This window comes from Psychrobacter sp. CX21, from assembly GCF_057396255.1.
In genome coordinates, this window is the sequence record NZ_JBXYJG010000003.1 from 156,742 (window position 1) to 179,921 (window position 23,180).

Genomic DNA, 23,180 nt, shown 5'->3' on the forward strand with positions numbered 1-23,180 from the left:
TAAATTTTATGTGACTGATTCTAATAGCTGCTACTATAATTAGTATTATTAAGCGTTGTTAATTGTTTAACAGCGCTTAATTTCATTGAATCATACTAAACACGGATGAAGTTTAATCGGTTTTTTATTTAATTATCAAAAAGCTGTATACCTTAATTAGCAAGATGTCTTGTAGGGACAACACAGTAGTTAATTAAATGAATATGGTAATTAAGCTTTGACGCCTACAGTTTAAACCATGGACTCAAGACTTTAAGGAAAAAGCACATGCAACCGATAAGAGTACTAATAGGCGTTTTGTTAGCAACCAGCTTGCTAAGTTGTAGCACCGTAAAGCCTACCCAAACGCCTAAAAAAAACCCACTCACAGAAAGAGAAAAGTTAAAACAAATTGCCAGTAGTGGCGCTACTGAAATTACCATAGTCCCCCTTATGTCAGAAGTTACTGCAGAGAAATTACAGGCCAATCCTTTTATAGTCTGTGCTCATCGTTATGAAAATTCGGGAATGAACCCGCTACCCCCACCTCGTACAGGTATTGAAAGGACTCAACCAATAGTCTTAATGACCAGACAAGAGTTTAATGACAAGATTCAACAATCTCCCTTATGGGAGTCTTTGAGTGATAAAAAATTAAGCAATGGTAGTTATGGTAGTAGTTATAGATTAACAGCCATGATTGATGAATTTGGTTTTGATAGTTATATAGCTATCAACAACCATGCTAGCTATCTTTCAAAACCAACTCAAAAGATAAAGACACTAAGCTATGGTAACTTTTATACTCACCTTAGAAGTAAATATAAACACCAACTATTAAAACAAGAACGCTATGAGATGATAGAAATGATCACGCTGGTGATTGAAGATAGAGCCAAAGCTGCACAAATAGTCGATACTTTGTATAAGCAATATATGGATAAGGTTAATAATCACATATACTTATCTGATGGTAAAACCATTCACACTTATCTTGACTATGAGGGCAAATACTTTGCAATGACAGGTCAGCATATGTCAGGTTATGAGCCTGAGCATTGTAACTATGAGGTGCTATCAGGATTGACTATTAGTTAAACCAAATATAAGAGGCGCTATCAATTTTATTGAATCAGCTATCTAATTGAATCCCAAAACTTATTGAATCAGTACAAACAGTATGAGCAAGCAGCATCTTTAATGAAATTATCTTTATAAATTTATATTTACTACATAATAAATGAAAGTTCAGGATAGGTATCAGTAAAATAAATGTGAAAAAGTAGACGTTAACTAAAATAAGGGTTCTAAATAAAGGATAATCGCTGGCTAAAGGACGCTGGGTAAAAGACGCTGAGCTGGACAAATAGCCCCGATAGCAGCGGATATACTGCTCGGTTTAGCAAGTTGCGGACGCTTGACATAGGGTGGCTCGCGAAGCAAGAGACACCCCATGACTTAGCGAACCGCCTTGCTAAAACTAGCAGATAGTAGCGAATAGCGGGATCAGCTACTTGTATTTATAATTAATGTGATTAAGGTTTTAAGACTGCGCTCATAGTACTCAAATTAGGATAAGCCTTGCCCTACCCCATAAATAATACAAACACGCATGCGATCGCCAGTGCGATGCCCAGCATATTTAATTTGCTAAGCGACTCTTTGAAGGCAAATACGCCAACGAGCGTTGCGACCGCTATAACACCGACATTCATGCCTGTAAACACTACGCTCGGCGCATCAGATAACGCTTGGTGCGCTTTGACATAGGCATATATGTTACCCATATTTAATACGCCCAATATTAGCCCCGATGCTAACGCTTTACCTTGCCACTGTACTTTGATGATAAGCAGATAAATAAATAGCAAGATGCCTGCCATTGCAAATGCCATAAATAAGGTCAAGGGGAAGGCGTTGCCTTGTTTGGCGACTTGTTTGAACAAAATATCGATAACACCATAGCCTACCCACACGCTCAGTAGCCAAAAGCCGACTGGCATAACGAGTGAGGATTTTTTGGTTTGTTTAGCGATAGTGTTTGGCGCAACAACAGCGTCTTCGCTTCTGTGTACGTCCTTTTGCCGATAAGCCAGTGCTGCTAAAGCAAGAAATCCTATTGCGATGCCGATGATGCGCTGAGTGGTTAGCGTTTCATCAAATAAAGCGAATGCTGCAATGATAGGTATGATAAGTGATAATCGCTGCGCGGCGTCGGTGGCGATAATGCCCACGGCATCAATTGCGCGACCTAAGATAACAAACACTAACGGCAACAACACACCCAATAGTAGTATGATGCTCCATGCACTACCCAAATGCACAGCGGCGCTTATGTCTGGATTCAATAACGTCCACGTTAATATAAAGGCGACAGGATAGCCTGCGACGATGGTTTGACGAATATCAATATTGTTTTGACGCAGTATTTTTAGCAATACTGAAACGGCAACACTACAGAGTACTGCAATTATGAGATAGCTCATACAGTTATAACCAATCAATAAAAAATGTGAGAATGTAAAAATATTTTACAAGTTATACCATATTTTTGCGCCTGTTATGAGAATTTTGGGCGTTTCGTATTGATATGGTTAATAGAGCTTTAAGGTTAGGTAGAAGATTAGGTAAATAGCGATGAGGCAATCATACTCAATAAACTCAGACTGTAAGCATTCGGATCAGCATGACACAACGACTGTCTCTATTGATCAAAAACCTTTTGATAGGACGCAGTTTGGAGCGCTTGAATTTGACAGCTTGATTGATGCTATCAATTCATTAATTGGTGGGGTTACAAGTCAGCAGACGGATAATGCCGATAACAGTAGCAATAAGCTCAGTACTAATACGCTCAGTACTAACAAGCTCAGTACTAATACGCTCATGATTAATAGCTTAGATGAGGTCACGCTTAAGCCTATGTCTGGAGGCTGTATCAATGACGCTAGTGTGCTTAGCATACCAATATCTGATGACTATTATTTCAAAGAATACGACACTCATCCAAAGCAGCCAATAGAAACCCACTCCAAACACGCGCCCCTTCAAGTATTTTTGAAGCGTAACGCCATTGACAATCTGCCTCTATTGACCGCTGAAATGGTTGGACTCTCGGCGATAAGCGCAACTGGCGCACGCACTTGCCAGCCCTTAGCATTTGGTACAGATAATGCGCTTGACTGTAGTTTTTTAATACTGTCGATGATACCTTCTTATACTGCTGCTTTTAATACATCCAGCATTGAAGCGCAAGGCTGGAAGGATATGGCAGTACAATTGGCAACGCTGCATCAAGCGCCCCCTCCTCAGCCCTCCAAACGTAGAGCTAAGCCTAAATTGGAGTCTAATTTAGAGCCGAATTTAAGTCTTGATTCGAGCGATGCATGGCAATGGTTTGCAGGGTGGTTTGATGATAACTTTATCGGTAGCAGCCCGCAGTGTAATGAGTGGACGCCCGATTGGCATGAATTTTTTGCCACACATCGGCTGGGCGTGCAGACTAAGATGGCGTATGATAATCAGTTGATTGATCGGCAAACCGTTCAGCAAATCGAGCGCCTACAGCTTAAATTAAACCACCTTTTACCTGACTATCCGCTTAAAGACGATAACGGGCGTCCCAGGCCCAGTTTACTACATGGGGATCTGTGGGCAGGTAATGCGATGCTAGGGTCATCGAGTGGTGCTAACCTTAAAGCTATCGGTGATAGTGGTGACAAATATAGCGGCAGTACTAGTGACAATATTAATGACAATATTAATGACAATACTAATACTAATACTAATACTAATGCTCACGGCAAGAATAACCACAACATTGTGGGCTATTTGATAGACCCTGCCGTTTATGTTGGACATCCCGAGACTGATTTGGCCATGACTCGATTATTTGGTGGTTTTGATACGTCATTTTATGAGACATATGCGGCATTTGGTCTGGTTGAACCTAGTTTTGAAGCTCGGATGGACATTTATAATTTGTATCATTACCTGAATCATTTAAATTTATTTGGTACAGGGTATTTGAGTGCGGTGAAGCGCATTGCGCAGCATTTTGGACGATAGCCATGACGTGCTTGCCAAACTTAATAATATAATCACCAACTTTTAATCTTCATTATTCAAGTACATTATTATTGCTCCATTATTTAAGATCCCTTATTTAAGATTCCTTATTTTAGATCGATTGTTTAAGCTCAATACAGCCCAACTATTAAAGCGACTTAATTTGATACTCTATGAATAAGCTCTTTCACTTTTTTGAAACCCGTCTTTCTGCCTTTCCCGATAACAAGGTGCCTCTGCCAAAAGAGGGCTTGTTAAAGTTTTTGTGGGCATGTACTTATGGCCTACGCAAATGGCTGGTTTTATTTATGATCCTCACTGCCGGTATTGGGGTGTATGAAGCCTTGCTATACGCGTGGATTGGTGACTTGGTTGACTGGATGGGTATTTACACGCCAAGTACACTCTGGGCGGACAAAAGTAGTGACTTAAAGTTGATGTCCGCGGTGCTCATATTAAGCCCTTTTTGGGTAGGGTTTGCCTCCTTGGTGCATTTTCAGGTCATTCAAGGTGTTTTTCCAATGCAAATGCGTTGGCGATTCCACAAGCGTATGCTTGGTCAATCGATGGAGTTTTACCAAAATGAGTTTTCGGGTCGAGTTTCCGCCAAGGTAATGCAAACTGCGCTGGCGGTTCGAGGCACTATTTTGACTGTGGTCGATATGTTGACCTATATATTGGTATTCTTCGTTACCAGTGGGATTATTTTATTTAAATTAGACAGTTTGTTATTACTCCCTTTTGCGCTATGGTTAATTATGTTTGGTGCAACGCTGTGGTATTTTTTACCCAAACTTCGTCAAACGGCAAGTATTCAGGCCAATGCTCGCGCATTAATGACAGGGCGTATCACCGACGCTTACGCGAATATTATGACGGTGAAACTATTTAGCCATTCACGGCGGGAGCTTGGGTATGCCAAGTCTGCCATGAAGCAGTTTTTGGGTACGGTACATGCGCAGATGCGCTGGGTAACGGTGCTTGAATTTGTTAACCATGTGGTGAGCGTTACCCTCATAGGTAGCACCGCTGCGATTGGCTTGTATTTGTGGCAACGTGGTGATGTGGGCGTCGGTGCGCTTGCGGTCGCTACCGCAATGGCACTGCGTATCAATGGCTTGACTCACTGGATTATGTGGCAGATGGCAACCTTGTTTGAAAGCATTGGTACAGTGCAAGATGGTATCCGCACCTTATCCACACCGCAAAAAGTTGTGGATGCCCCTGATGCCAAAGAGCTTGTTATTAGCAAAGGGCATATTCGTTTTGAAGACGTTGACTTTGGTTATGAAGATGCTGATAAAGCGAGTATGGGGTGTAAGGTTGCCACTGCGGATGACAGTTTGGATGGGGTACCTCAATCGGCTGATAGTGAGTCTGATTATGTGAAACTGCTAGATGGCTTTAACTTAGATATCAAGCCCGGTGAAAAAATAGGCTTAGTCGGTCGCTCGGGTGCCGGCAAGTCTACTTTGGTGAATTTATTGCTGCGCTTTTATGAAGTGGATTCGGGTCGTATTACTATTGACTCACAGGCTATCGATAAAGTGACTCAAGAAAGCTTACGCCGTCTGATTGGTATGGTCACGCAGGATACCTCTTTGCTGCACCGAACGGTACGTGAAAACATCGCTTATGGACGCCCCTCGGCAACTGATGAGGAGATTATCGAAGCGTGCAAACAAGCGCAGGCGTGGGAGTTTATTCAAGAGCTACATGACGCCAAAGGCAATGTCGGGCTTGACACCCAAGTGGGTGAGCGCGGCGTTAAGCTATCAGGCGGGCAGCGTCAACGTATCGCCATTGCCCGAGTTATGCTAAAAAACGCACCTATTTTACTGCTTGATGAAGCCACCAGCGCACTAGACTCAGAAGTCGAACACGCCATTACTGAAAGCTTGAATGCTATGATGGAAGGTAAAACGGTCATTGCTATTGCCCACAGGTTGTCCACTATTGCTGCGCTAGATCGGTTAGTGGTTATGGATAGAGGCAGTATTATTGAGCAAGGTAGCCATGATGAGCTACTCGCGCAAAATGGCGTTTATGCAAGTTTATGGGACCGTCAAAGTGGTGGGTTCTTGGGTGAAGATGATTGATGTGTAGATAGATGCTTTAAATGTAAATTATTGATAAAAATATAATAGGTATAACTGATACCTTAATAACAACTATAGAAACAACGACTATAGAAAAAACGACTATATAAATAAGGATTATAGACATAATTGCGTTAAAATGAGTGAGTAAAGTTAACCAAATAGCTTTTTTAATCTATTAGCGTCGTTGACCTAACCACTTAGCTAACCTAAAAACTTAGTTAACACGTAGGGAATAAGTACATATATGGATGAGACACAATATGATCGAATGCAGCCGTTTGAAAAGCGTATTGAAATAGAGGGCAGACAGGCTCGATACTATGATTTAAAAGAGCTCATTGTATCAAATAGCTCAGCTAAATCAGATGGCCCAATTCGCTCAAAATACTCTGATAAGCCACACATTTTGGGTAGCAAGCATCAATCCAAAACATCCAAGATGTCTGACTCTAAAAAACCACTTGCTCATTTTTATGGGGGTAATGGCTTTCCAGTAGGCGCATACGAGCCATTATTAACTGAGTTAAGTCAGGAATATGACTTGTGCAGCTTGGCGCTACAAGGCTACTGGTATGACCTACCCAAAAAAAAGACACTCACGCGCGAACAAGACGCTGATCTTTTGATTAAGTTTTTGGAAAAGACCCAGTCAGGACCCGTTATTGGTATTGGGCATTCTCAAGGTGCTACAGCAACAGCAATAGCCGCAGCTAAACGCCCTGACCTATTCTCCAGTCTTTACTTTATAGATCCAGTCACGTTCACCAAAAGTCAAACGCTACTGGTAAACCGTATTCCCCGTTTTATATTACAGACGCAAGAGCCTTTTAAGAGTACAAAAGTAAAGCAGGTAAATTGGGCCAGTGTTGACGACTATTATCAGTATTTACGTAATAATCGGGCTTTTAAACGTATTAGTAATGCAAACTTAACCCTGTTTGCGCAAAACAGTCTGTATAAAAAAGACAGCGCGTCATCCAGCTTTGCCTTGTTATTTGATCCAAAATACGAGCTCGCAAGCTACTATGGTACGCCTTATATGACCCCTGCTTTAAAAAAGCTTAATAAAAAAGAAGTACCCTATTTACTTATATTGGCAAAGCCTTCGATATTTAATAGTGACAAAGTCCGCGTCAGTTGGCGAAACGTGGTGCCAAACGATAATATGATTACGCTAAGAGACTATGGTCATCTATTGCCACTGGAAGCACCCAAAGTATGTGCCAATGTTATCTTTGATTATGAGCAAGCACGAAGCGCCACTAAGCTAAGATAATAAAGGCCTATCATATAAAAATGAACCTTGAACATTCGCTAAGATAAAGTCCATAGGCAAGCGATTTAAACCTACAGTTAAGTCGACAACCTAACGAGTACCCGTAGCATGCGAGATCTATTTAGCCAAAGCGAACATGACAACCTATTGCCTTATGATGGTGTTGTGAATGACTTGGGTGTTATTTTATACCCTCACGCAAAAAATAATGACGCTGAGGATAATTGTGCTGAAGATAAAGCTCTATATCATACGCTTTTAAATCAACTCCCTTGGCAGTCAGATAAGGTCACGCTATTCGGTAAGACGCACATCACCACGCGCAAGATTGTCTGGATGGGAGATATGGCACACGGCTCCTCGCTCGCTTATACTTATTCAGGGCATACTCGCCCCATAATTCCTTGGCATGATACTGTGTTTCACGTGAAACACATCATCGAATCCAAACTGCAAAAAATCGGTGTTCAAGTCCATTTTAATACGTGTTTATTAAACTTCTATCCCACAGGGCAAGATGGTATGGGCTATCATGCGGATGATGAAGCTGAGCTTGGTCCTGAGCCTATCATCGCTTCGCTATCGCTTGGTGCTACGCGAAAGTTTGTACTCAAACACAAAAAGACTCAAGATAAAGTTGAGCTCTATCTTGAGTCAGGTCAATTGATTGTCATGCGAGGTAAGACGCAGCAGAATTGGAAACATACCGTCACTAAGACCAAAAGTGTTCAAGAAGGTCGTATCAGTCTTACCTTTCGGCAAATGCCTTTACAGCACTTGTCTATATAAATGTTATGCACTATTGAGATGCCGATGCTTGGCGGTCTAAAAAGCGCTCACGATAGCATTGATAGGCTGCTTCACACACATTGGCAGTATAATTAGCATTCACACCGCCTGCTACGATAGCGCCAACTGCAGGGATAACTTGAGCGGCTTTGGTTTTTACCATATCTGTCGCAACTTTTGTCGCCGTTTGTCTAATGATGCGTGAGGCCACCTCTTCATTCACTTTGTTAAAGGCAAGCGTTTCAGGGTCTTTTAATAGACTTAGGGTCTCATCTAATGCCGCTTGTCGATCTGTTGTTGACGTCGATGTGGCAATAGAGAGCAACGACATGACAAATAGCTGCTCTTCTTTTTTACTGACATCAAACCCATAATAAGTGGCGAATTCGGATATAGCGCGTAAATTTGCTGCGATCACAGCCGCAATATCAGCAGGAATACCAGCCCAGCCTGCCATGCCAGTGGTAACGCCTTGCGCACTGGTTGCCGCAACATATTTACTTTTAAACAGGTTAACTTGATTATCAATAGTCTCAAGTGGCAGCTTTTGGATATCTTCTAGAGTAGCAATCACTTCATTTGATTGCTCATTATAAGCTTTAAGTATGTCTTGGATATCAATAGACCAGGTGGCCGCATCGCTAAACGTTGTCAACGACTTTTCAATGACTTCTTTTAACGTCTCACCAAACTGCGGCGCATTTAATAACGCATCCCCTGCTTTTTCTATAGGGGTACTTAGTGCAGATAGTGACTTGGTTAGCAGATTTGAATCTGGATGCATCCACTCATTGATCTCTGCTCTAGCTTTTTCATTATAGTCTTTGGAATCTGTTTGGTTATTATCCAAATTTTCTTGTGTACTGTCCATATTATCGTTTGGCATATTTTAATCATCATCCTTTTAATTAAGTGTTTTATTGATTATTAGCGTCTTATATTTATTTAAGGTTTTAGAGAGTTACCAAAAAGCGGTAAAAAGAAAAGAGCTCATAGAAGCTTAGCTCTTCCAAACTAACCCTATAACTTTTAACAGGGTGCTTAAATAAGCCGCTTTTAACAAATAGCTTTTAATAAACGGTTGTTAATAAGCCGCTTTAATTAATACAGTTTAGTGAAACATGTATGACTTAATGCTTATATATAAGCCTTGTTAAAAAGCGTTAATTTTTATAAGGTTGGCTCTATGTTCCAATTATAAAAGGATATGTTGCCTCAATACAAAGGCGTGATTTTGTTTAAGTTTCACGTTAATAACGTCAGACCTTAAGGACTATTTTACCAAAGCTGTCGCCATTTTGAATGTGTTCGTGTGCTTGCTTGGTATCTTGTAACGAATACACAGCTTCAAATCCAAGCGTTAATTTACCACTACCAACCATATCTAACACGCGCTTTAAATCCTCTCCATTTGGCTTTACTGCAAACCCATCAACCTCTATGTCTTTATCAGAACCTGCTTTTTGTAATTTATCTACCCAAATGGAGGGTAATACGACGACACGTCCGCCCTTTTTGACCAAGGCCAATGCTCGTACGCCTGCATCATCACCAACTAAATCAAATAACAAGTCTGCCTCAAGCGCTGGAAAATCTGACTCTTTGGTGTAATCTATCCACCCTTCAAGTTTCGTGATATCAATAAGCGCTTTAAGCTTATTATATTTTTCAGGAGAACAGATAAGCGTGAGCTTAATGTCATTATTGTCTACTTTATCGATTAGCATTTGTAGCATAAGGTGCCCCACGCCCCCTGCTGGAGCATTCATAACGACATGCGCTCCTGACTTAATCTGTGCAAATCTAACTGCTTGATATGCCGTAGTACCTACGCACGGGATAGCGCCCGCAGTTTGTAGCGACACCCCATCAGGTACGCGCGCAAATAAGCTTGCATCTGCTGCATTGTAGTGCGCGTAACACCCACCATCAAAGCTTAGTGCAGCCACCTTATCTCCCACATTAAAATTTTGAGAATTGCTGGCAAGCACCTCACCTGCCATATCAAATCCTAAGATAGCGGGCTTATTTTGTGCAAACTGATTGTCTTTAATCTTATCCGCACCCCAGCCCAAGCCTTGTCGAGTTTTATAGTCCACAGGATTTACACCCGCATAAGCGATCTTAACAAACACCAAATTTTCTTTCATATCAGGCGTTTGGACATCTGACTGATACGTTAAAACATCAGGCTCTCCAAAATCATTAATAATAATGGCGGATTGGGTTTGCGGTAGGGATTGATTAGCGGACACAACTGACTCCTTGTTTGTTTTATTTTTATAACACGTCTCATTTATGAGGTTCGGCCACTATTCTTGCGGGCTATTATGATCAAGTAGGTCTTCATCACCAGAATTTTCCAAAATCTCTGCTTCAACTTTTTGCATTAGTTTTGGATCTGGACGCGCATCAAGCACATCATCGGCATCTTTATCACCAAGGATTTGTCTCGCGCGCTGCTTGGCTTTTTCTTTTTCAAGGTCATCTGGTTTAGTTTTCAGGCTTTGAGATGATCCTTCGGACGATTTGATGGCGTCTTCTGGTATCTCAGGCTGATCTGGTATCTCAGGCTGAATAGTTGCTTGTATACCGTCCTGCGTACTTTCCGTATTGGCCGCGCGATTGATATGTTTAATAGCCTCTTCAACATCTCCATTTAGACGCATACGGTATATCGGCTCAGGTAAGCTAAATCCGTTATTCTCTAGAGCATGTTTGGCTTCACGTATAGCGATACTGCGCGCTTTGTATAAATCAGTATTAGTTTGATCTACCCACACTTGAAACTCTAAAATGATATTAGAGTCGCCCACTTCCTGAATAATTGCCACCGATTTTGGATCAGCTAAAATAAAATCCAGTGCGTTAACCGCATCCAGACCCACTTTAATCGCCGCAATAGGGTCATCGTTGGCGTCCACACCCAGCTGAAAGGTAAAGCGCCGTTCAGGGTTTTTGGTATAGTTCAAGATAGTGGCTTTAAAGACCTCGGAGTTTGGGATACGCAGTTGGTTACCATCTGACGTCATTAAGATGGTGGCTCGACTAGTGAGACGAACGACGATACCTTCTTGACCATTGATATCAACATAATCACGCGCTCTAAAGGGCTGACGTACGCTAAGCATCAGCGAGGCAATGTAATTCTCAATAGTGTCTTTGACTGCAAAACCAACGGCAATACCAATGACTCCTGCACCGCCAAGCAACGTACCAATAATGGCTTCAGCTCCCATAAGGCTAAGCGCGAGTATCAGGCCTATAATTACAAACAGCACTTTGATCGTTTGTGACAATAGCTCTGCGACAAAAGGATTGGGGGTGATGCGCTTCCATAAAGACTTACGCCGAGAGATCCATGTCCCAATCCATACCACCACAACAAATACTAAGATAGCAACGAGCAATAAAGGCAAGGCTTTGATTAGACCTCGTGCTTGCTGTTTTAAATCTGCAATCACTGGTGTCACATTATCCTGCACATCTAATGTGCGATTAATTCGATCTTCGACGGCGACGACGTCACTCACCCGATTAGCAAGATTAATAGCTTGCTGTGCCTTTTTTTCGTTTGGTGCTTCACCGCTTAAGCTCACTACCCCTTCGCTGACGCCCACAACAATGGATTTCAATCCTTCGATTTCAGAAAAGATACCCGTAATACGTTTTTTTATATCACCATCATTAACTTGATTGGCACTGGTTTCAATAACGGTGTCTTTTTCAGTGATATTACCTGCTGCAGGTGCTGAATCGATAGTAGGCGCATCAACAGACGCATCGTCAGTTGACACATCGCTACTATTTTCTTCCGTATTTCCCCCTGAGCCCTCATCGCCGCTTGCCGCCTGTGCTTGCTCATCAGAATTTGCCGAGTCATTAGCATTGGAAGCCGTTTTTAATGCGTCATTAGCAGCAGCAATATCACCAGTGAGTATCGCTTCTCCTGCCGCCGCAACCTCTTCTGATACCGCATGAGCAGGTAGGTGCAATACCGATAGCAGCAATAACATCAACATCGCTATGGGCAGCTTAGACTGGTTTATAAATCTATATATCAACTTGGCTATAAACCTAACAATAAAGCGGATTAAAAACACTTGGCGCAGCCTTAATCGCTGTGAGGGGGAGGTTGCCATTACTGAGTTATCCTTTGGTATTGAGTCGCCGTATTGAGCCGCAAATGGTGCGCAAGATTGAGTCGCAGTACTGAGTCACAGTGTTAAATTAAAACAAGCACGCAAGCTATCCCTATACCACTTGTATTTAAACCTATTAATTTTAAAACCCATTAACTTTTAAACCAATTTACTATTAAACCCATTAACTTTAGACAAGTTAGCTTAAAAATTAACAAGCTTTTTGTATTTTTATCTTCAAACTACTGCTTAAAAAAGGGCTCAGTTCACAACTTAATTAAATTAAAAACTAACGCTATAAGTTATTGGTTAAAGCTAGTTGTCTAAGCTATTTATCTAAATAAAGCTGCGCTTCACCTAAATCCAATGTACCTTCATAAATCGCGCGGCCAGTAATGATGCCTTCTAAGCAATCACCATATGGCTTTAACAGTTCAATGTCTTTCATATTCGTCACACCGCCTGAGGCAATAACGGGTAGACCGCCTTCGCGTGCAAGATTAACGGTCTGCTCCACATTCACCCCTTGCATCATACCATCACGCGCAATATCGGTATAAACAATAGAAGACACGCCTGCATCAGCAAAGCGTTTTGCCAAATCGATGGCTTTGGTATCGGTTACGTTGGCCCATCCATGCGTTGCTACCATACCATCTTTGGCATCAATACCAACGATAATATGACCTGCAAACTCACGACATGCTTCTTCAACAAATTCTGGGTTTTCGACCGCTTTTGTCCCGATAATAATATAGGTTAGGCCCGCTGTTAGGTAATGTTCAATCGTTTGTAAGCTGCGTATACCGCCGCCTAACTGCACAGGTAAATTAGGATGAACCTTTGCTATTTGAGTAACGACATTTTTATGCACAGGCACGCCATCAAAAGCACCATTTAAATCTACTAAATGCAAACGGCGCGCGCCTTCATCGACCCAGCGGGTTGCCATGGCTACCGGATCATCTGAAAAAACCGTATCATCCTCCATACGACCTTGCTTTAATCGAACGCATTTACCATCTTTAAGATCAATTGCAGGAATAAGAACAGGCGCTTTTGAACCTGAAGCGGTTTGAGTATTCTTTTGCTCTGTGGTTAAATTTGTAGTACTCAATGATTGAGTTTGCATATCAAAAACCTTAATTGAATTTAAATTTTAAATTAAAATGGTTATAAATTTATTCCCGGCGGCTATTTTTTGGATGTCGCCATTAAAATTAAGTAAACATACTGGCAATTTTAGGGCAATTTAACGTATAATCCTAGGATATATTGTATATGTATTTTGGTAGCCAGTCGCCACTGTCTTCAATGATAAGAAATTAGAATAAACCTTTATATTCGTAAGCACCCATCTCAATAGTTATATGATGATGGGCTTTGACATACGTATTATAGAGCGGTAACTAATAAATCTTATATCATCAAGTTCAAATCTCGGCCACTGCGCCGTTCTGGTTTGCTCACTCCCGACGGGACGTCTGGCCTTTCTTCGCTTATGGAATAAGTTCGCTTATGATTACCATTAAAAAGGGGCTTGATTTGCCCATTGCTGGTGCACCCAGCAGTGAAATCACCCAGCATTCGCCAAAGCACGTTGCGCTTGTCGGCTACGACTATGTCGGCATGAAGCCTACGATGAACGTTAAAGAAGGTGATATCGTCACCAAAGGTCAGCCTATTTATGAAGATAAAAAACGGGTTGGTGTGATTTACACCGCACCTGCTTCAGGAAAGGTTGTGGCTATAAATCGCGGTGCGCGCCGTGTTTTTGAAAGTTTAGTTATTGAAGTTGATCCCAGCGCTGGTGAAGAAAGCTTTGATAAGTTTGATTCAAGCGAATTAGCGGGTCTTAATCCTGAAACGGTTGAAGCACAGCTGGTCAAATCAGGTGAATGGACGGCACTGCGTACGCGTCCTTATAGCCGTACACCTGATATTGGAACCCGTCCACAAGCTATCTTTGTTACTGCAATCGATACCAATCCGTTGGCGGTTGATCCTATGGTTCTTATTCAAGAAGAACAACAGGCCTTTAACGATGGATTAGCAGTTCTATCGACCCTCTCACCAAAGACGTACGTTTGCCATCATGGCAGTGCCAGTATTCCAAAAGTTGCGAGTATAGCGTCAACTAACGTGACTGAATACCACGCTTTTGCAGGTAAGCATCCTGCGGGTAATGCTGGTACGCATATCCACTTTTTACATCCTGTTAGCCGTGAGGTCACTGTGTGGACCATCGGTTATCAAGACGTGATTGCATTTGGTAAGCTATTTACTACAGGTCAGTTATTTACACGTCGTTTGATAAGCTTTGCAGGTCCTGCTGTAGATAAGCCGAGATTGGTTGTCACAGAACGTGGCGCTGATTTGACAGAGCTGACCAGTGGCGAGCTTAAAGGTAGCGATCCCCGTGTTATTAGTGGCTCAGTATTATCTGGGCGTAACACCATTTCTACCACCGCTTATCTAGGGCGTTTTCATAATCAAGTCAGCGCTTTAGAAGAAGGTCATGAGCGTCCAGCGTTCCACTTCTTTAGCCCTGGTTTCAAGCGTTTCTCTAAGCTCCCGATTTATATTTCACAATTTTTCAAAGGTAAAAAATACAATTTTACCACCACCACAAACGGCTCCCCTCGTGCCATGGTTCCCATTGGTGTTTATGAGGAAGTCATGCCACAAGATTATTTACCGACTCAGTTATTACGGGCGTTAATTGTAGAAGATATTGTTTCAGCAGTAGACCTCGGTGCATTAGAACTAGATGAAGAAGACTTGGCTCTATGTACATTTGTTTCACCCGGTAAATACGAGTTTGGCGACATCTTGCGTGATAACTTAACTCGCATTGAGCAGGAGGGCTAACGCTGATGAAATTTTTACACAATATGTTTGACCGCTTAGAGCCTAACTTTACTATAGGCGGCAAATTCGAGAAATACTATGCTGTGTTTGAGATGTTTGATACTTTCTTACGTCAGCCTAGTAGTACTACCCATTCAGCGGCGCATGTACGTGACGGTATTGACTTAAAGCGTATTATGATCATGGTGTGGTTATGTACTTTTCCTGCTATGTTTTGGGGTATGTACAACGTCGGTTTCCAAGCATTAACCGCTATTCAGCAGTTAGGTTTACAGCCTGAGGGTTGGCGTACGGCCATTACCAATATGGTAGGCTATGACCCAAATAGCATATGGGCGGCCTTTGTATATGGTGCCATGCAGTTTTTACCTATTTATATTGTGACCTTTGCGGTGGGTATCGCTTGGGAGATTATTTTTGCTGTGGTACGCGGCCACGAAGTCAACGAAGGCTTTTTCGTGACCTCTGTGCTATTTGCCTTATGTTTACCACCCGATATTCCTTTATGGCAAGTCGCCTTAGGTATAACCTTCGGCGTTGTGGTGGCAAAAGAGGTGTTTGGCGGTACCGGTAAAAACTTCTTAAACCCAGCGTTATCAGGCCGTGCTTTCTTATACTTTGCCTACCCGGCTTATATGTCAGGAGATACGGTATGGACAGCGGTTGATGGCTTTTCAGGTGCCACTCCGCTAGGTTTATCTGCCATTAATGTCACGCCTGACCAATTTACGGATGCATACGGTAATGTTATTAGCTGGATGGATGCATTTTTAGGCAACATGCAAGGCAGTATTGGTGAAGTGTCTACACTTGCGATCTTACTTGGCATGATTGTATTAATTTGGACACGTATTGCCTCTTGGCGCATTATCGCCGGCTGTGTCATCGGTTTAGTAGCAACCTCTTTAGTATTTAATGCGATTGGTTCAGATGACAATCTAATGATGAGTTTGCCCTTTTATTGGCACTTAGTATTAGGCGGGTTTGCTTTTGGCGCCGTATTTATGGCAACCGATCCGGTATCAGCCGCCCATACCAACAAAGGTCGCTGGGCATATGGTATTTTGATTGGATTTATGACCGTATTAATCCGCGTTATAAACCCAGCCTTCCCAGAAGGTATTATGCTAGCGATCTTATTTGCTAACTTGTTTGCACCATTGTTTGACTATTTTGTCACTCAGGCAAACATCAAACGTCAAACGGCTCGGAGGATGCGTCATGTCCCAGCAGACTAAAAAGAATTCAAACTCAAACATGCGCACCATTATGGTCGCCTTGGTCTTGTGTTTGGTGTGTTCAGTCTTAGTATCAGCAGTCGCAGTTGGCTTAAAATCTGCACAAGTGAAGAACCAGCTTCTTGACCGTAACAAAAACATTCTAGTTGCTGCTGGATTATTCGATCCAGCAAAAGATACCAATGATGACGTCGCCGAACGATTTGAAGATTTCGACGTCAAATTAATTGATATTAATAGTGGCGCCTATGCTACTGAAGGACAACTATCAGAAGCAGGTATCTCTGATATTAACGACTATGATGCTAACCAAGCTGCCAAAAATAAAGCACTTAGCCAAGATCTAGGTGACGATGATCCCGCCAGTATTGGTGCAGTTCCAAATTTTGCGAAAGTGTATGTTAAGAATGATGCCGATGGTAACCCGGAACTGGTTGTACTTCCAGTTCATGGCTATGGCCTTTGGGGTACTATCTATGGATTCTTAACGTTAGAGAGTGATTTGAACACAGTTAAAGGGATCAGTTGGTACGATCACAAAGAAACCCCTGGTCTCGGCGCCCGTATTGAAGAGAAGAAATGGCGCGATCAGTGGCAAGGTGTAGAAGCGTACGACGATCAAGGTGATGTGAACATTGGCGTTGGTAAAGGCAAACCTATTGATGGTATCAGCGGTGCAACCCTGACCAGCCGTGGTGTTAACAACCTTGTCCAGTTTTGGTTAAGTGACCGTGGATACAAACCATTTTTGGATCAGCTGCGTAGTAGTAGCACCAATATTAAGCCGAACAATAGTGGTGCAACGGCGAAGTTAGCCGAACAGCCATCACTATCTATAGGCGAGGAGGCATAACATGGCAACAGATACTAAAAAGATCTTAACCACGCCAATTTTTGATAACAACCCTATTGCACTGCAAATTCTAGGGATCTGTTCGGCGTTGGCAGTAACCACTAACGTAAAGAATGCACTGGTAATGTGTATTGCATTAACATTGGTGACCGCATTTTCAAGCTTCTTTATTTCTATCATTCGTAATAAGATTCCATCGAGCATCCGTATTATTGTACAGATGACAATTATTGCCTCTTTAGTTATTGTCGTTGACCAAGTACTTAAAGCTGTTGCTTACGATGTGAGTAAGTCGCTATCTGTATTCGTAGGTTTGATTATTACTAACTGTATTGTGATGGGGCGCGCGGAAGCCTTCGCAATGAGCAACCCACCCGTACCAAGCTTTTTAGATGGCATCGGTAACGGTCTAGGTTATTCAGCGGTCTTGATTTTCGTAGCGGTTATTCGTGAGCTTATCGGTAGTGGTAGTATTTTAGGGATAACGTTACTAAACCCCGTTACTGATGGTGGGTGGTATGTGCCAAATGGTCTATTGTTATTGCCACCATCTGCGTTCTTTATCATCGGTTTATTTATTGCGATTATTCGTATTTGGAAGCCTGAGCAGGTTGAAGAGCCAGAGTTTGTTATGAAGCCTCAGTCTAAAGGTATGGCGCATGGAGGAGGACACTAATGGGACATTATACCAGTCTATTTATCACGTCTGTTTTTATTGAAAACATGGCGCTTGCCTACTTCTTAGGCATGTGTACCTTCTTAGCGGTATCGAAAAAGGTATCTACTGCTATTGGCCTTGGTGTTGCGGTTATTGCCGTTATGACCATTACCGTGCCTTTGAACAATTTGTTATATCAATACATCTTGAAAAATGGTGCGCTCGCTTGGGCAGGCTTTCCTGATATTAACTTGAGCTTTTTAGGTTTGTTAAGTTATATCGCTTTGATTGCCGCAACTGTACAAATATTAGAGATGTTCTTAGATAAGTACGTCCCTGCACTGTATAACGCACTTGGGGTATTCTTGCCACTCATCACTGTAAACTGCGCTATATTAGGTGGGGTATTATTTATGGTAGAGCGTGACTATAACTTCACCGAATCATTGACTTATGGTGTGGGTGCAGGTTTTGGTTGGGCGCTAGCCATTGCTCTACTAGCTGGAATCCGTGAGAAACTAAAATATTCTGATGTGCCTGCCCCGCTACGTGGTCTAGGTATTACCTTTATTACTGTCGGATTGATGTCGCTTGGATTTATGTCATTCGGTGGTATGTCAATTTGAACGGCTGACAAAGTCTATATAGATGAATATCAAGCGATTTTAATATTTAAATAAGGACAAAAATCATGGAGTTATTTGGTACCGCCATTGGCGGCGTCGCCATGTTTACCCTGATTATAATGAGTTTGGTTGCCATTATTTTGGTTGCGCGCTCTCGATTGGTCAGTTCAGGGGATGTCACCATTCATATTAATGATGATCCTGACAACGATGTGGTAACCCCAGCTGGTGGTAAATTACTACAAACCCTTGCTAGCGAAGGTATATTTCTATCATCTGCCTGTGGTGGCGGTGGTACTTGTGGTCAGTGTACGTGTAAAGTTCTTGAAGGTGGCGGCTCTATCCTGCCAACCGAAGAAGGTCATTTTACCCAAGGTGAAATCCGCGATAACATGCGTCTGGCCTGTCAGGTTTCTGTTAAGCAAGATATGGAAATTGAGATTGATCCTGAGTTCTTTGATGTGCAGAAGTGGGAATGTGAAGTCATCTCAAACGAAAATGTGGCAACGTTTATTAAAGAGCTTGTGCTAAAAATCCCAGAAGGTGAAGAAGTTAATTTCCGTGCTGGCGGTTATGTACAGCTTGAAGCGCCACCACATGAGGTGCATTATAAAGACTTTGATATTGAAGAAGAGTACCTTGAAGATTGGGAAAAATTTGGCTTATTCAAATACGTATCCAAAGTAGATGAAGAAGTTATTCGTGCCTATTCTATGGCGAACTATCCTGATGAAAAAGGTATTATTAAGTTTAACATCCGTATCGCAAGTCCCCCACCGCGTGGCCCTGAAGGCATTCCACCAGGCAAAATGTCGTCTTATGTATTTAACCTAAAACCAGGCGATAAAATTACCGTCTCTGGTCCTTATGGTGAATTCTTCGCTAAAGACACTGATGCTGAAATGGTATTTATCGGTGGTGGTGCAGGTATGGCACCAATGCGCTCACATATCTTTGATCAGCTTAAACGCTTAGAGTCTAAGCGTAAGATCAGCTTCTGGTATGGTGCACGCTCTGTACGTGAGATGTTCTATGTTGAAGATTACGACATGCTTCAAGAACAATATGATAATTTTGAATGGCATGTGGCTTTATCAGACCCACTACCTGAAGATAATTGGGAAGGTTATACTGGATTTATTCACAATGTCTTATATGAAGAATATCTAAAAGACCATCCAAACCCAGAAGATTGTGAATACTACATGTGTGGGCCTCCTGTCATGAATGCTGCGGTTATCGATATGCTACATGACCTTGGCGTAGAAGATGAAAACATCTTACTTGATGACTTTGGCGGCTAAGTTACTTTTTATATAAATATATTGTAAACAAATAGAGTCTCGCTTGAGGCTCTTTTTTTATGTTTATAACTCAGGTTGCACAGCATAAAAATAAGGAATATATAAACGAAACTCATTTTGAAGTTGAATGTGAATTAACTCCAAAAGTAGTCACATAAACGTTAAAATAGAGTTCTTCTAAAGGTTAACCCTTTTATACACCGACTTTATTAAACTTTAAAGCCATTCTATGAAAAACTTATCCTCCCCTACCCTTCACTTTACTGCGTACTTAATCACCAAAACGTCTGTCGGTACAACGGTTGGTGTCATCATGTTATCCGCTTTGATGTTAAGTGGCTGCGATCAATCACCAAAGTATCAATATCTGGAAGGTCAAACGATGGGTACCAGCTATCATATTACCTATCGGCAGCCAGAAAATGCAGGCGCTGATATGATAAAAGCCGCAATCGATAGTCGATTACAAGAGATTAATAACAGTATGTCGACGTACCAAGATGACTCGACCATATCTAAATTTAATACTTTAGGAGCAGGCGAAAGTATCACGGTTGACCCGGACTTTATTCAGGTGCTACAAGATTCTAAACAGGTTTATACTCAATCAGGGGGTGCTTTTGATCCCACCGTGATGCCGCTTATAAACTTGTGGGGATTTGGCAGTGTAATTACCGTGGATAGACTACAAAATCCACCACCGAATAAAGATATATTAGCAGCAAAACAATATATTGATTTTGATAGCATCATCTTAGAGGGAAGTTCATTAACTAAGTCCAAAGATGGGGTTGAGATCGACTTTTCAGCCATTGCCAAAGGCTATGGGGTTGATGTGATTGCAGAGGTTTTAAACAGTCAATATAACATCAATAACTATATGGTCGAGATTGGGGGAGAGGTGGCAACATCAGGTGTCAATCAAAACTCACAGCCATGGCAAATTGCCATTGATGCGCCCGTGCTCGATAGTAGTGTCAGCGATCGCTTAACCATTGCTGCTATCAGGCAGCCTACATCCACCAATCAATTGCATTTGGCGACATCAGGCAATTATCGTAATTCCATTATTTTTGATAACAAACGCTATAGTCACACCATTGATCCTACAACAGGACAGCCCATTGTGGGCGGCGCACCTTCGGTAACTGTGGTGGCTAATAGCGTTGCCATTGCTGATGCGTGGGCAACCGCTCTTACTGCGATGCCTTATAAAAGAGCATATGAGCTTGCCCATGATAAGAATATTGCTGCCTTGTTTATCATCCCAAAACAAGGAGAGATACATAATGAATTACCTACCACTCAGGAGATTAAGAAAAGCAGTCAAGACCCACTTGATTATTGGCAAATACAGCAAACCTCATCAATGCAGATGCTGCGCGCTGATAAGCTAAAAAAACAAGGCTTGTGATAACTCACTACTATTTTATTAAAGCCTAATTAAAAACTATATTAATTAGTATATATGTTCTAAAATGACTCAATTTTTTTAAAACCGCAAGCGTTTACTAATATTAAGGATTTATCAGCAATGATTTATACATTGATGGCGCTAGTCTTTGTAATAGGTTACATCGCGATTGCTCTAGAGCATAATATTCATGTTGATAAAGCGGCCTCGGCGCTGCTTACTGCCATTTTAGTGTGGACATTGTTAGTTATTGGCTCTGATACCCTATTGGCGGACCAAATGGTACATGCTGAAGGATTAAATGTCAGTCAATTTATTAATGTAGAGCTTAGGCATCATCTGGCAGAAATTGCAGAAATTCTATTTTTCTTGATGGGTGCAATGGTGATTGTCGAGCTTATTGATGCGCATGATGGTTTTTATGCCATTACTAGCCGTATTCAAACCACAAGCGCCGTTAAGCTGTTGTGGACAATCGGAATTCTGACCTTTTTCTTCTCCGCTCTACTCGATAACCTAACAACGACCATTGTTATGGTGTCTTTGCTACGTAAGCTGATTACCAAACAGCAAATGCGCTGGTTGTACGTTGGCATGGTCGTTATCTGTGCAAACGCAGGCGGTGCATGGTCCCCTATTGGTGATGTAACCACCACCATGCTATGGATTGGTCATCAGGTTACCGCCAGCAAGATTATCGTTGATCTTATTGTACCTAGTATTATTGCAGCTGTCGTGCCACTCATTATATTGAGCGTGTCGCTAAAAGGTAAAAAGATTCTTCGCCCTGTAGAAGATAAACCTGCGCCCAAGTCCTCAAGTAGTAACTATTTAGGACCTGTGGATCAAAACCCTGCGTTAGCAGGAGGACCTGTGTTTATGGAAGCGGTGCCAACCAGTGCGCCTGAAACACTCCCCAAAGATCAGTTGGCTTTGATGGCACAGCGTACCATTACAAGAAGAATGCGATTAAGCGTATTGATATTAGGCTTATCAGCCCTTGCCTTTGTCCCTATTTTTAAGACGGTAACTCATCTACCGCCATACATGGGCATATTGTTTGGGCTGGGTGTGTTATGGGTTTATACCGAAGTGATGCATCGCCATCATGACTGGTATGTTAAAGAACAGTTGACGGTAGTTGGCGTTTTATCACGCGTGGATATACCCAGTATTTTATTCTTCTTAGGTATATTATTGGCGGTTGCTGGTTTAGCGACAGCGGGTCATTTGACGGATGTGGCTTTATGGTTAGATAATACCTTTGGCAATTTATATGTGATCAATGTGCTTATTGGCTTGTTGTCCTCGTTAGTAGATAACGTACCTTTAGTAGCAGGTGCCATGAAAATGTATCCACTACTTGATCAGGCTGCTTTATCAGGAATGACAGGCGACCATTTAGCGCGTCAAAGTATGTTCCTGCAAGATGGCGCGTTCTGGCATTTCTTAGCATATTGTGCGGGTACAGGCGGTAGTTGCTTAATTATTGGTTCTGCGGCAGGCGTGGCCGCTATGGGTATGGAGAAAGTACCTTTTATATGGTATTTAAAACGCATTAGTATCTTAGCTTTAGTTGGCTACCTAGCAGGGGCTGCAACCTATATTGCTATTCATGTCATATAGACCCCGCGATTAGTAGAGCAAAACTAAATAAAACCAAACGTGTTATTTAAAGCCATAAAGAGTCTATCTTTATGGCTTTTTCGTCGAAATTAAATGTCTACCTTGTGCAGAATAAAAGTCAGCTTAAGGGCTTTAACTTTTTCTTATTTATGGAAGCTTTACAGCACTTATACCGCTCTAAAACGCTTATTTACCCTAGTTATGCTACAATAGTTATAAATAATTAATGATAGA

Annotated in this window: 18 protein-coding genes; 13 read left to right on the forward strand and 5 right to left on the reverse strand. The window is 41.9% G+C overall.

What is annotated here, in order from left to right; genetic code table 11:
* The first annotated feature begins 267 nt into the window (after window positions 1–267).
* Complete coding sequence (locus AC2SLP_RS03115; RefSeq protein WP_486535173.1) at window positions 268–1,077, forward strand: hypothetical protein; 810 nt, start codon at window positions 268–270, stop codon at window positions 1,075–1,077.
* A gap of 488 nt (window positions 1,078–1,565) precedes the next feature.
* On the opposite strand, the gene AC2SLP_RS03120 is transcribed toward AC2SLP_RS03115, so the two are convergent.
* Window positions 1,566–2,465: an EamA/RhaT family transporter gene (locus AC2SLP_RS03120; protein ID WP_486535174.1), complete on the reverse strand. Its 900-nt coding sequence runs from the start codon at window positions 2,463–2,465 to the stop codon at window positions 1,566–1,568.
* A gap of 151 nt (window positions 2,466–2,616) precedes the next feature.
* Here AC2SLP_RS03120 and AC2SLP_RS03125 point away from each other — a divergent pair, with 151 nt between their 5' ends.
* The 4 genes from AC2SLP_RS03125 (at window position 2,617) to AC2SLP_RS03140 (ending at window position 8,214) form a co-directional block, all read left to right on the forward strand.
* A complete protein-coding gene (locus tag AC2SLP_RS03125; RefSeq protein ID WP_486535175.1) occupies window positions 2,617–4,047 on the forward strand; it encodes a fructosamine kinase family protein in 1,431 nt (476 codons plus the stop codon).
* A 173-nt stretch (window positions 4,048–4,220) separates the two neighbouring features.
* Complete coding sequence (locus AC2SLP_RS03130) at window positions 4,221–6,146, forward strand: ABC transporter ATP-binding protein (protein WP_486535176.1); 1,926 nt, start codon at window positions 4,221–4,223, stop codon at window positions 6,144–6,146.
* Between the two features lie 247 nt (window positions 6,147–6,393).
* Window positions 6,394–7,425: an alpha/beta fold hydrolase gene (locus AC2SLP_RS03135; protein WP_486535177.1), complete on the forward strand. Its 1,032-nt coding sequence runs from the start codon at window positions 6,394–6,396 to the stop codon at window positions 7,423–7,425.
* A gap of 108 nt (window positions 7,426–7,533) precedes the next feature.
* Window positions 7,534–8,214: an alpha-ketoglutarate-dependent dioxygenase AlkB family protein gene (locus tag AC2SLP_RS03140; RefSeq protein ID WP_486535178.1), complete on the forward strand. Its 681-nt coding sequence runs from the start codon at window positions 7,534–7,536 to the stop codon at window positions 8,212–8,214.
* Window positions 8,215–8,224: 10 nt separating this feature from the next.
* Here the strand turns inward: AC2SLP_RS03140 and AC2SLP_RS03145 are convergent, their stop codons facing one another.
* From AC2SLP_RS03145 to hisA, 4 genes are all read right to left on the reverse strand, one after another.
* On the reverse strand, window positions 8,225–9,100 hold the full coding sequence (locus AC2SLP_RS03145; protein WP_486535179.1) for an EcsC family protein: 876 nt from the start codon (window positions 9,098–9,100) through the stop codon (window positions 8,225–8,227).
* Between the two features lie 373 nt (window positions 9,101–9,473).
* Complete coding sequence (locus AC2SLP_RS03150) at window positions 9,474–10,469, reverse strand: NADP-dependent oxidoreductase (protein ID WP_486535180.1); 996 nt, start codon at window positions 10,467–10,469, stop codon at window positions 9,474–9,476.
* Between the two features lie 57 nt (window positions 10,470–10,526).
* Window positions 10,527–12,236 carry a mechanosensitive ion channel family protein gene (locus AC2SLP_RS03155; protein WP_486535264.1) on the reverse strand — a complete coding sequence of 570 codons (1,710 nt, stop codon included), beginning with the start codon at window positions 12,234–12,236 and terminating at the stop codon, window positions 10,527–10,529.
* Between the two features lie 448 nt (window positions 12,237–12,684).
* On the reverse strand, window positions 12,685–13,488 hold the full coding sequence (hisA, locus tag AC2SLP_RS03160) for a 1-(5-phosphoribosyl)-5-[(5-phosphoribosylamino)methylideneamino]imidazole-4-carboxamide isomerase (protein WP_486535181.1): 804 nt from the start codon (window positions 13,486–13,488) through the stop codon (window positions 12,685–12,687).
* A gap of 386 nt (window positions 13,489–13,874) precedes the next feature.
* Between hisA and AC2SLP_RS03165 the strand changes: the two genes are divergently transcribed.
* The 8 genes from AC2SLP_RS03165 (at window position 13,875) to nhaD (ending at window position 22,946) form a co-directional block, all read left to right on the forward strand.
* Window positions 13,875–15,227 carry a Na(+)-translocating NADH-quinone reductase subunit A gene (locus AC2SLP_RS03165; RefSeq protein ID WP_486535182.1) on the forward strand — a complete coding sequence of 451 codons (1,353 nt, stop codon included), beginning with the start codon at window positions 13,875–13,877 and terminating at the stop codon, window positions 15,225–15,227.
* A gap of 5 nt (window positions 15,228–15,232) precedes the next feature.
* Entirely contained in the window at window positions 15,233–16,465 is a 1,233-nt protein-coding gene (locus tag AC2SLP_RS03170) for an NADH:ubiquinone reductase (Na(+)-transporting) subunit B (RefSeq protein WP_486535183.1), read from the forward strand.
* A complete protein-coding gene (locus AC2SLP_RS03175) occupies window positions 16,449–17,318 on the forward strand; it encodes a Na(+)-translocating NADH-quinone reductase subunit C (protein ID WP_486535184.1) in 870 nt (289 codons plus the stop codon). The genes AC2SLP_RS03170 and AC2SLP_RS03175 overlap by 17 nt, the downstream gene beginning before the upstream one ends.
* Before the next feature lies 1 nt (window position 17,319).
* A complete protein-coding gene (locus AC2SLP_RS03180) occupies window positions 17,320–17,994 on the forward strand; it encodes an NADH:ubiquinone reductase (Na(+)-transporting) subunit D (protein ID WP_486535185.1) in 675 nt (224 codons plus the stop codon).
* Window positions 17,994–18,602: an NADH:ubiquinone reductase (Na(+)-transporting) subunit E gene (nqrE, locus tag AC2SLP_RS03185; RefSeq protein WP_486535186.1), complete on the forward strand. Its 609-nt coding sequence runs from the start codon at window positions 17,994–17,996 to the stop codon at window positions 18,600–18,602. The genes AC2SLP_RS03180 and nqrE overlap by 1 nt, the downstream gene beginning before the upstream one ends.
* Window positions 18,603–18,667: 65 nt before the next feature.
* Window positions 18,668–19,906, forward strand: a complete 1,239-nt coding sequence (nqrF, locus tag AC2SLP_RS03190; RefSeq protein WP_486535187.1) for an NADH:ubiquinone reductase (Na(+)-transporting) subunit F — start codon at window positions 18,668–18,670, stop codon at window positions 19,904–19,906.
* A 229-nt stretch (window positions 19,907–20,135) separates the two neighbouring features.
* A complete protein-coding gene (locus tag AC2SLP_RS03195) occupies window positions 20,136–21,320 on the forward strand; it encodes an FAD:protein FMN transferase (RefSeq protein WP_486535188.1) in 1,185 nt (394 codons plus the stop codon).
* Between the two features lie 120 nt (window positions 21,321–21,440).
* Complete coding sequence (gene nhaD, locus AC2SLP_RS03200; protein ID WP_486535189.1) at window positions 21,441–22,946, forward strand: sodium:proton antiporter NhaD; 1,506 nt, start codon at window positions 21,441–21,443, stop codon at window positions 22,944–22,946.
* The last annotated feature ends 234 nt before the right edge of the window (window positions 22,947–23,180 follow it).

Excerpts from the sequence above, each read along its gene's own strand:
- AC2SLP_RS03115 (WP_486535173.1), top strand. The coding sequence starts at position 268 with ATGCAACCGATAAGAGTACTAATAGGCGTTTTGTTAGCAACCAGCTTG.
- AC2SLP_RS03120 (WP_486535174.1), bottom strand. The coding sequence starts at position 2,465 with ATGAGCTATCTCATAATTGCAGTACTCTGTAGTGTTGCCGTTTCAGTA.
- AC2SLP_RS03125 (WP_486535175.1), top strand. The coding sequence starts at position 2,617 with ATGAGGCAATCATACTCAATAAACTCAGACTGTAAGCATTCGGATCAG.
- AC2SLP_RS03130 (WP_486535176.1), top strand. The coding sequence starts at position 4,221 with ATGAATAAGCTCTTTCACTTTTTTGAAACCCGTCTTTCTGCCTTTCCC.
- AC2SLP_RS03135 (WP_486535177.1), top strand. The coding sequence starts at position 6,394 with ATGGATGAGACACAATATGATCGAATGCAGCCGTTTGAAAAGCGTATT.
- AC2SLP_RS03140 (WP_486535178.1), top strand. The coding sequence starts at position 7,534 with ATGCGAGATCTATTTAGCCAAAGCGAACATGACAACCTATTGCCTTAT.
- AC2SLP_RS03145 (WP_486535179.1), bottom strand. The coding sequence starts at position 9,100 with ATGCCAAACGATAATATGGACAGTACACAAGAAAATTTGGATAATAAC.
- AC2SLP_RS03155 (WP_486535264.1), bottom strand. The coding sequence starts at position 12,236 with ATGTTGATGTTATTGCTGCTATCGGTATTGCACCTACCTGCTCATGCG.
- hisA (WP_486535181.1), bottom strand. The coding sequence starts at position 13,488 with ATGCAAACTCAATCATTGAGTACTACAAATTTAACCACAGAGCAAAAG.
- AC2SLP_RS03165 (WP_486535182.1), top strand. The coding sequence starts at position 13,875 with ATGATTACCATTAAAAAGGGGCTTGATTTGCCCATTGCTGGTGCACCC.
- AC2SLP_RS03170 (WP_486535183.1), top strand. The coding sequence starts at position 15,233 with ATGAAATTTTTACACAATATGTTTGACCGCTTAGAGCCTAACTTTACT.
- AC2SLP_RS03175 (WP_486535184.1), top strand. The coding sequence starts at position 16,449 with ATGTCCCAGCAGACTAAAAAGAATTCAAACTCAAACATGCGCACCATT.
- AC2SLP_RS03180 (WP_486535185.1), top strand. The coding sequence starts at position 17,320 with ATGGCAACAGATACTAAAAAGATCTTAACCACGCCAATTTTTGATAAC.
- nqrE (WP_486535186.1), top strand. The coding sequence starts at position 17,994 with ATGGGACATTATACCAGTCTATTTATCACGTCTGTTTTTATTGAAAAC.
- nqrF (WP_486535187.1), top strand. The coding sequence starts at position 18,668 with ATGGAGTTATTTGGTACCGCCATTGGCGGCGTCGCCATGTTTACCCTG.
- AC2SLP_RS03195 (WP_486535188.1), top strand. The coding sequence starts at position 20,136 with ATGAAAAACTTATCCTCCCCTACCCTTCACTTTACTGCGTACTTAATC.
- nhaD (WP_486535189.1), top strand. The coding sequence starts at position 21,441 with ATGATTTATACATTGATGGCGCTAGTCTTTGTAATAGGTTACATCGCG.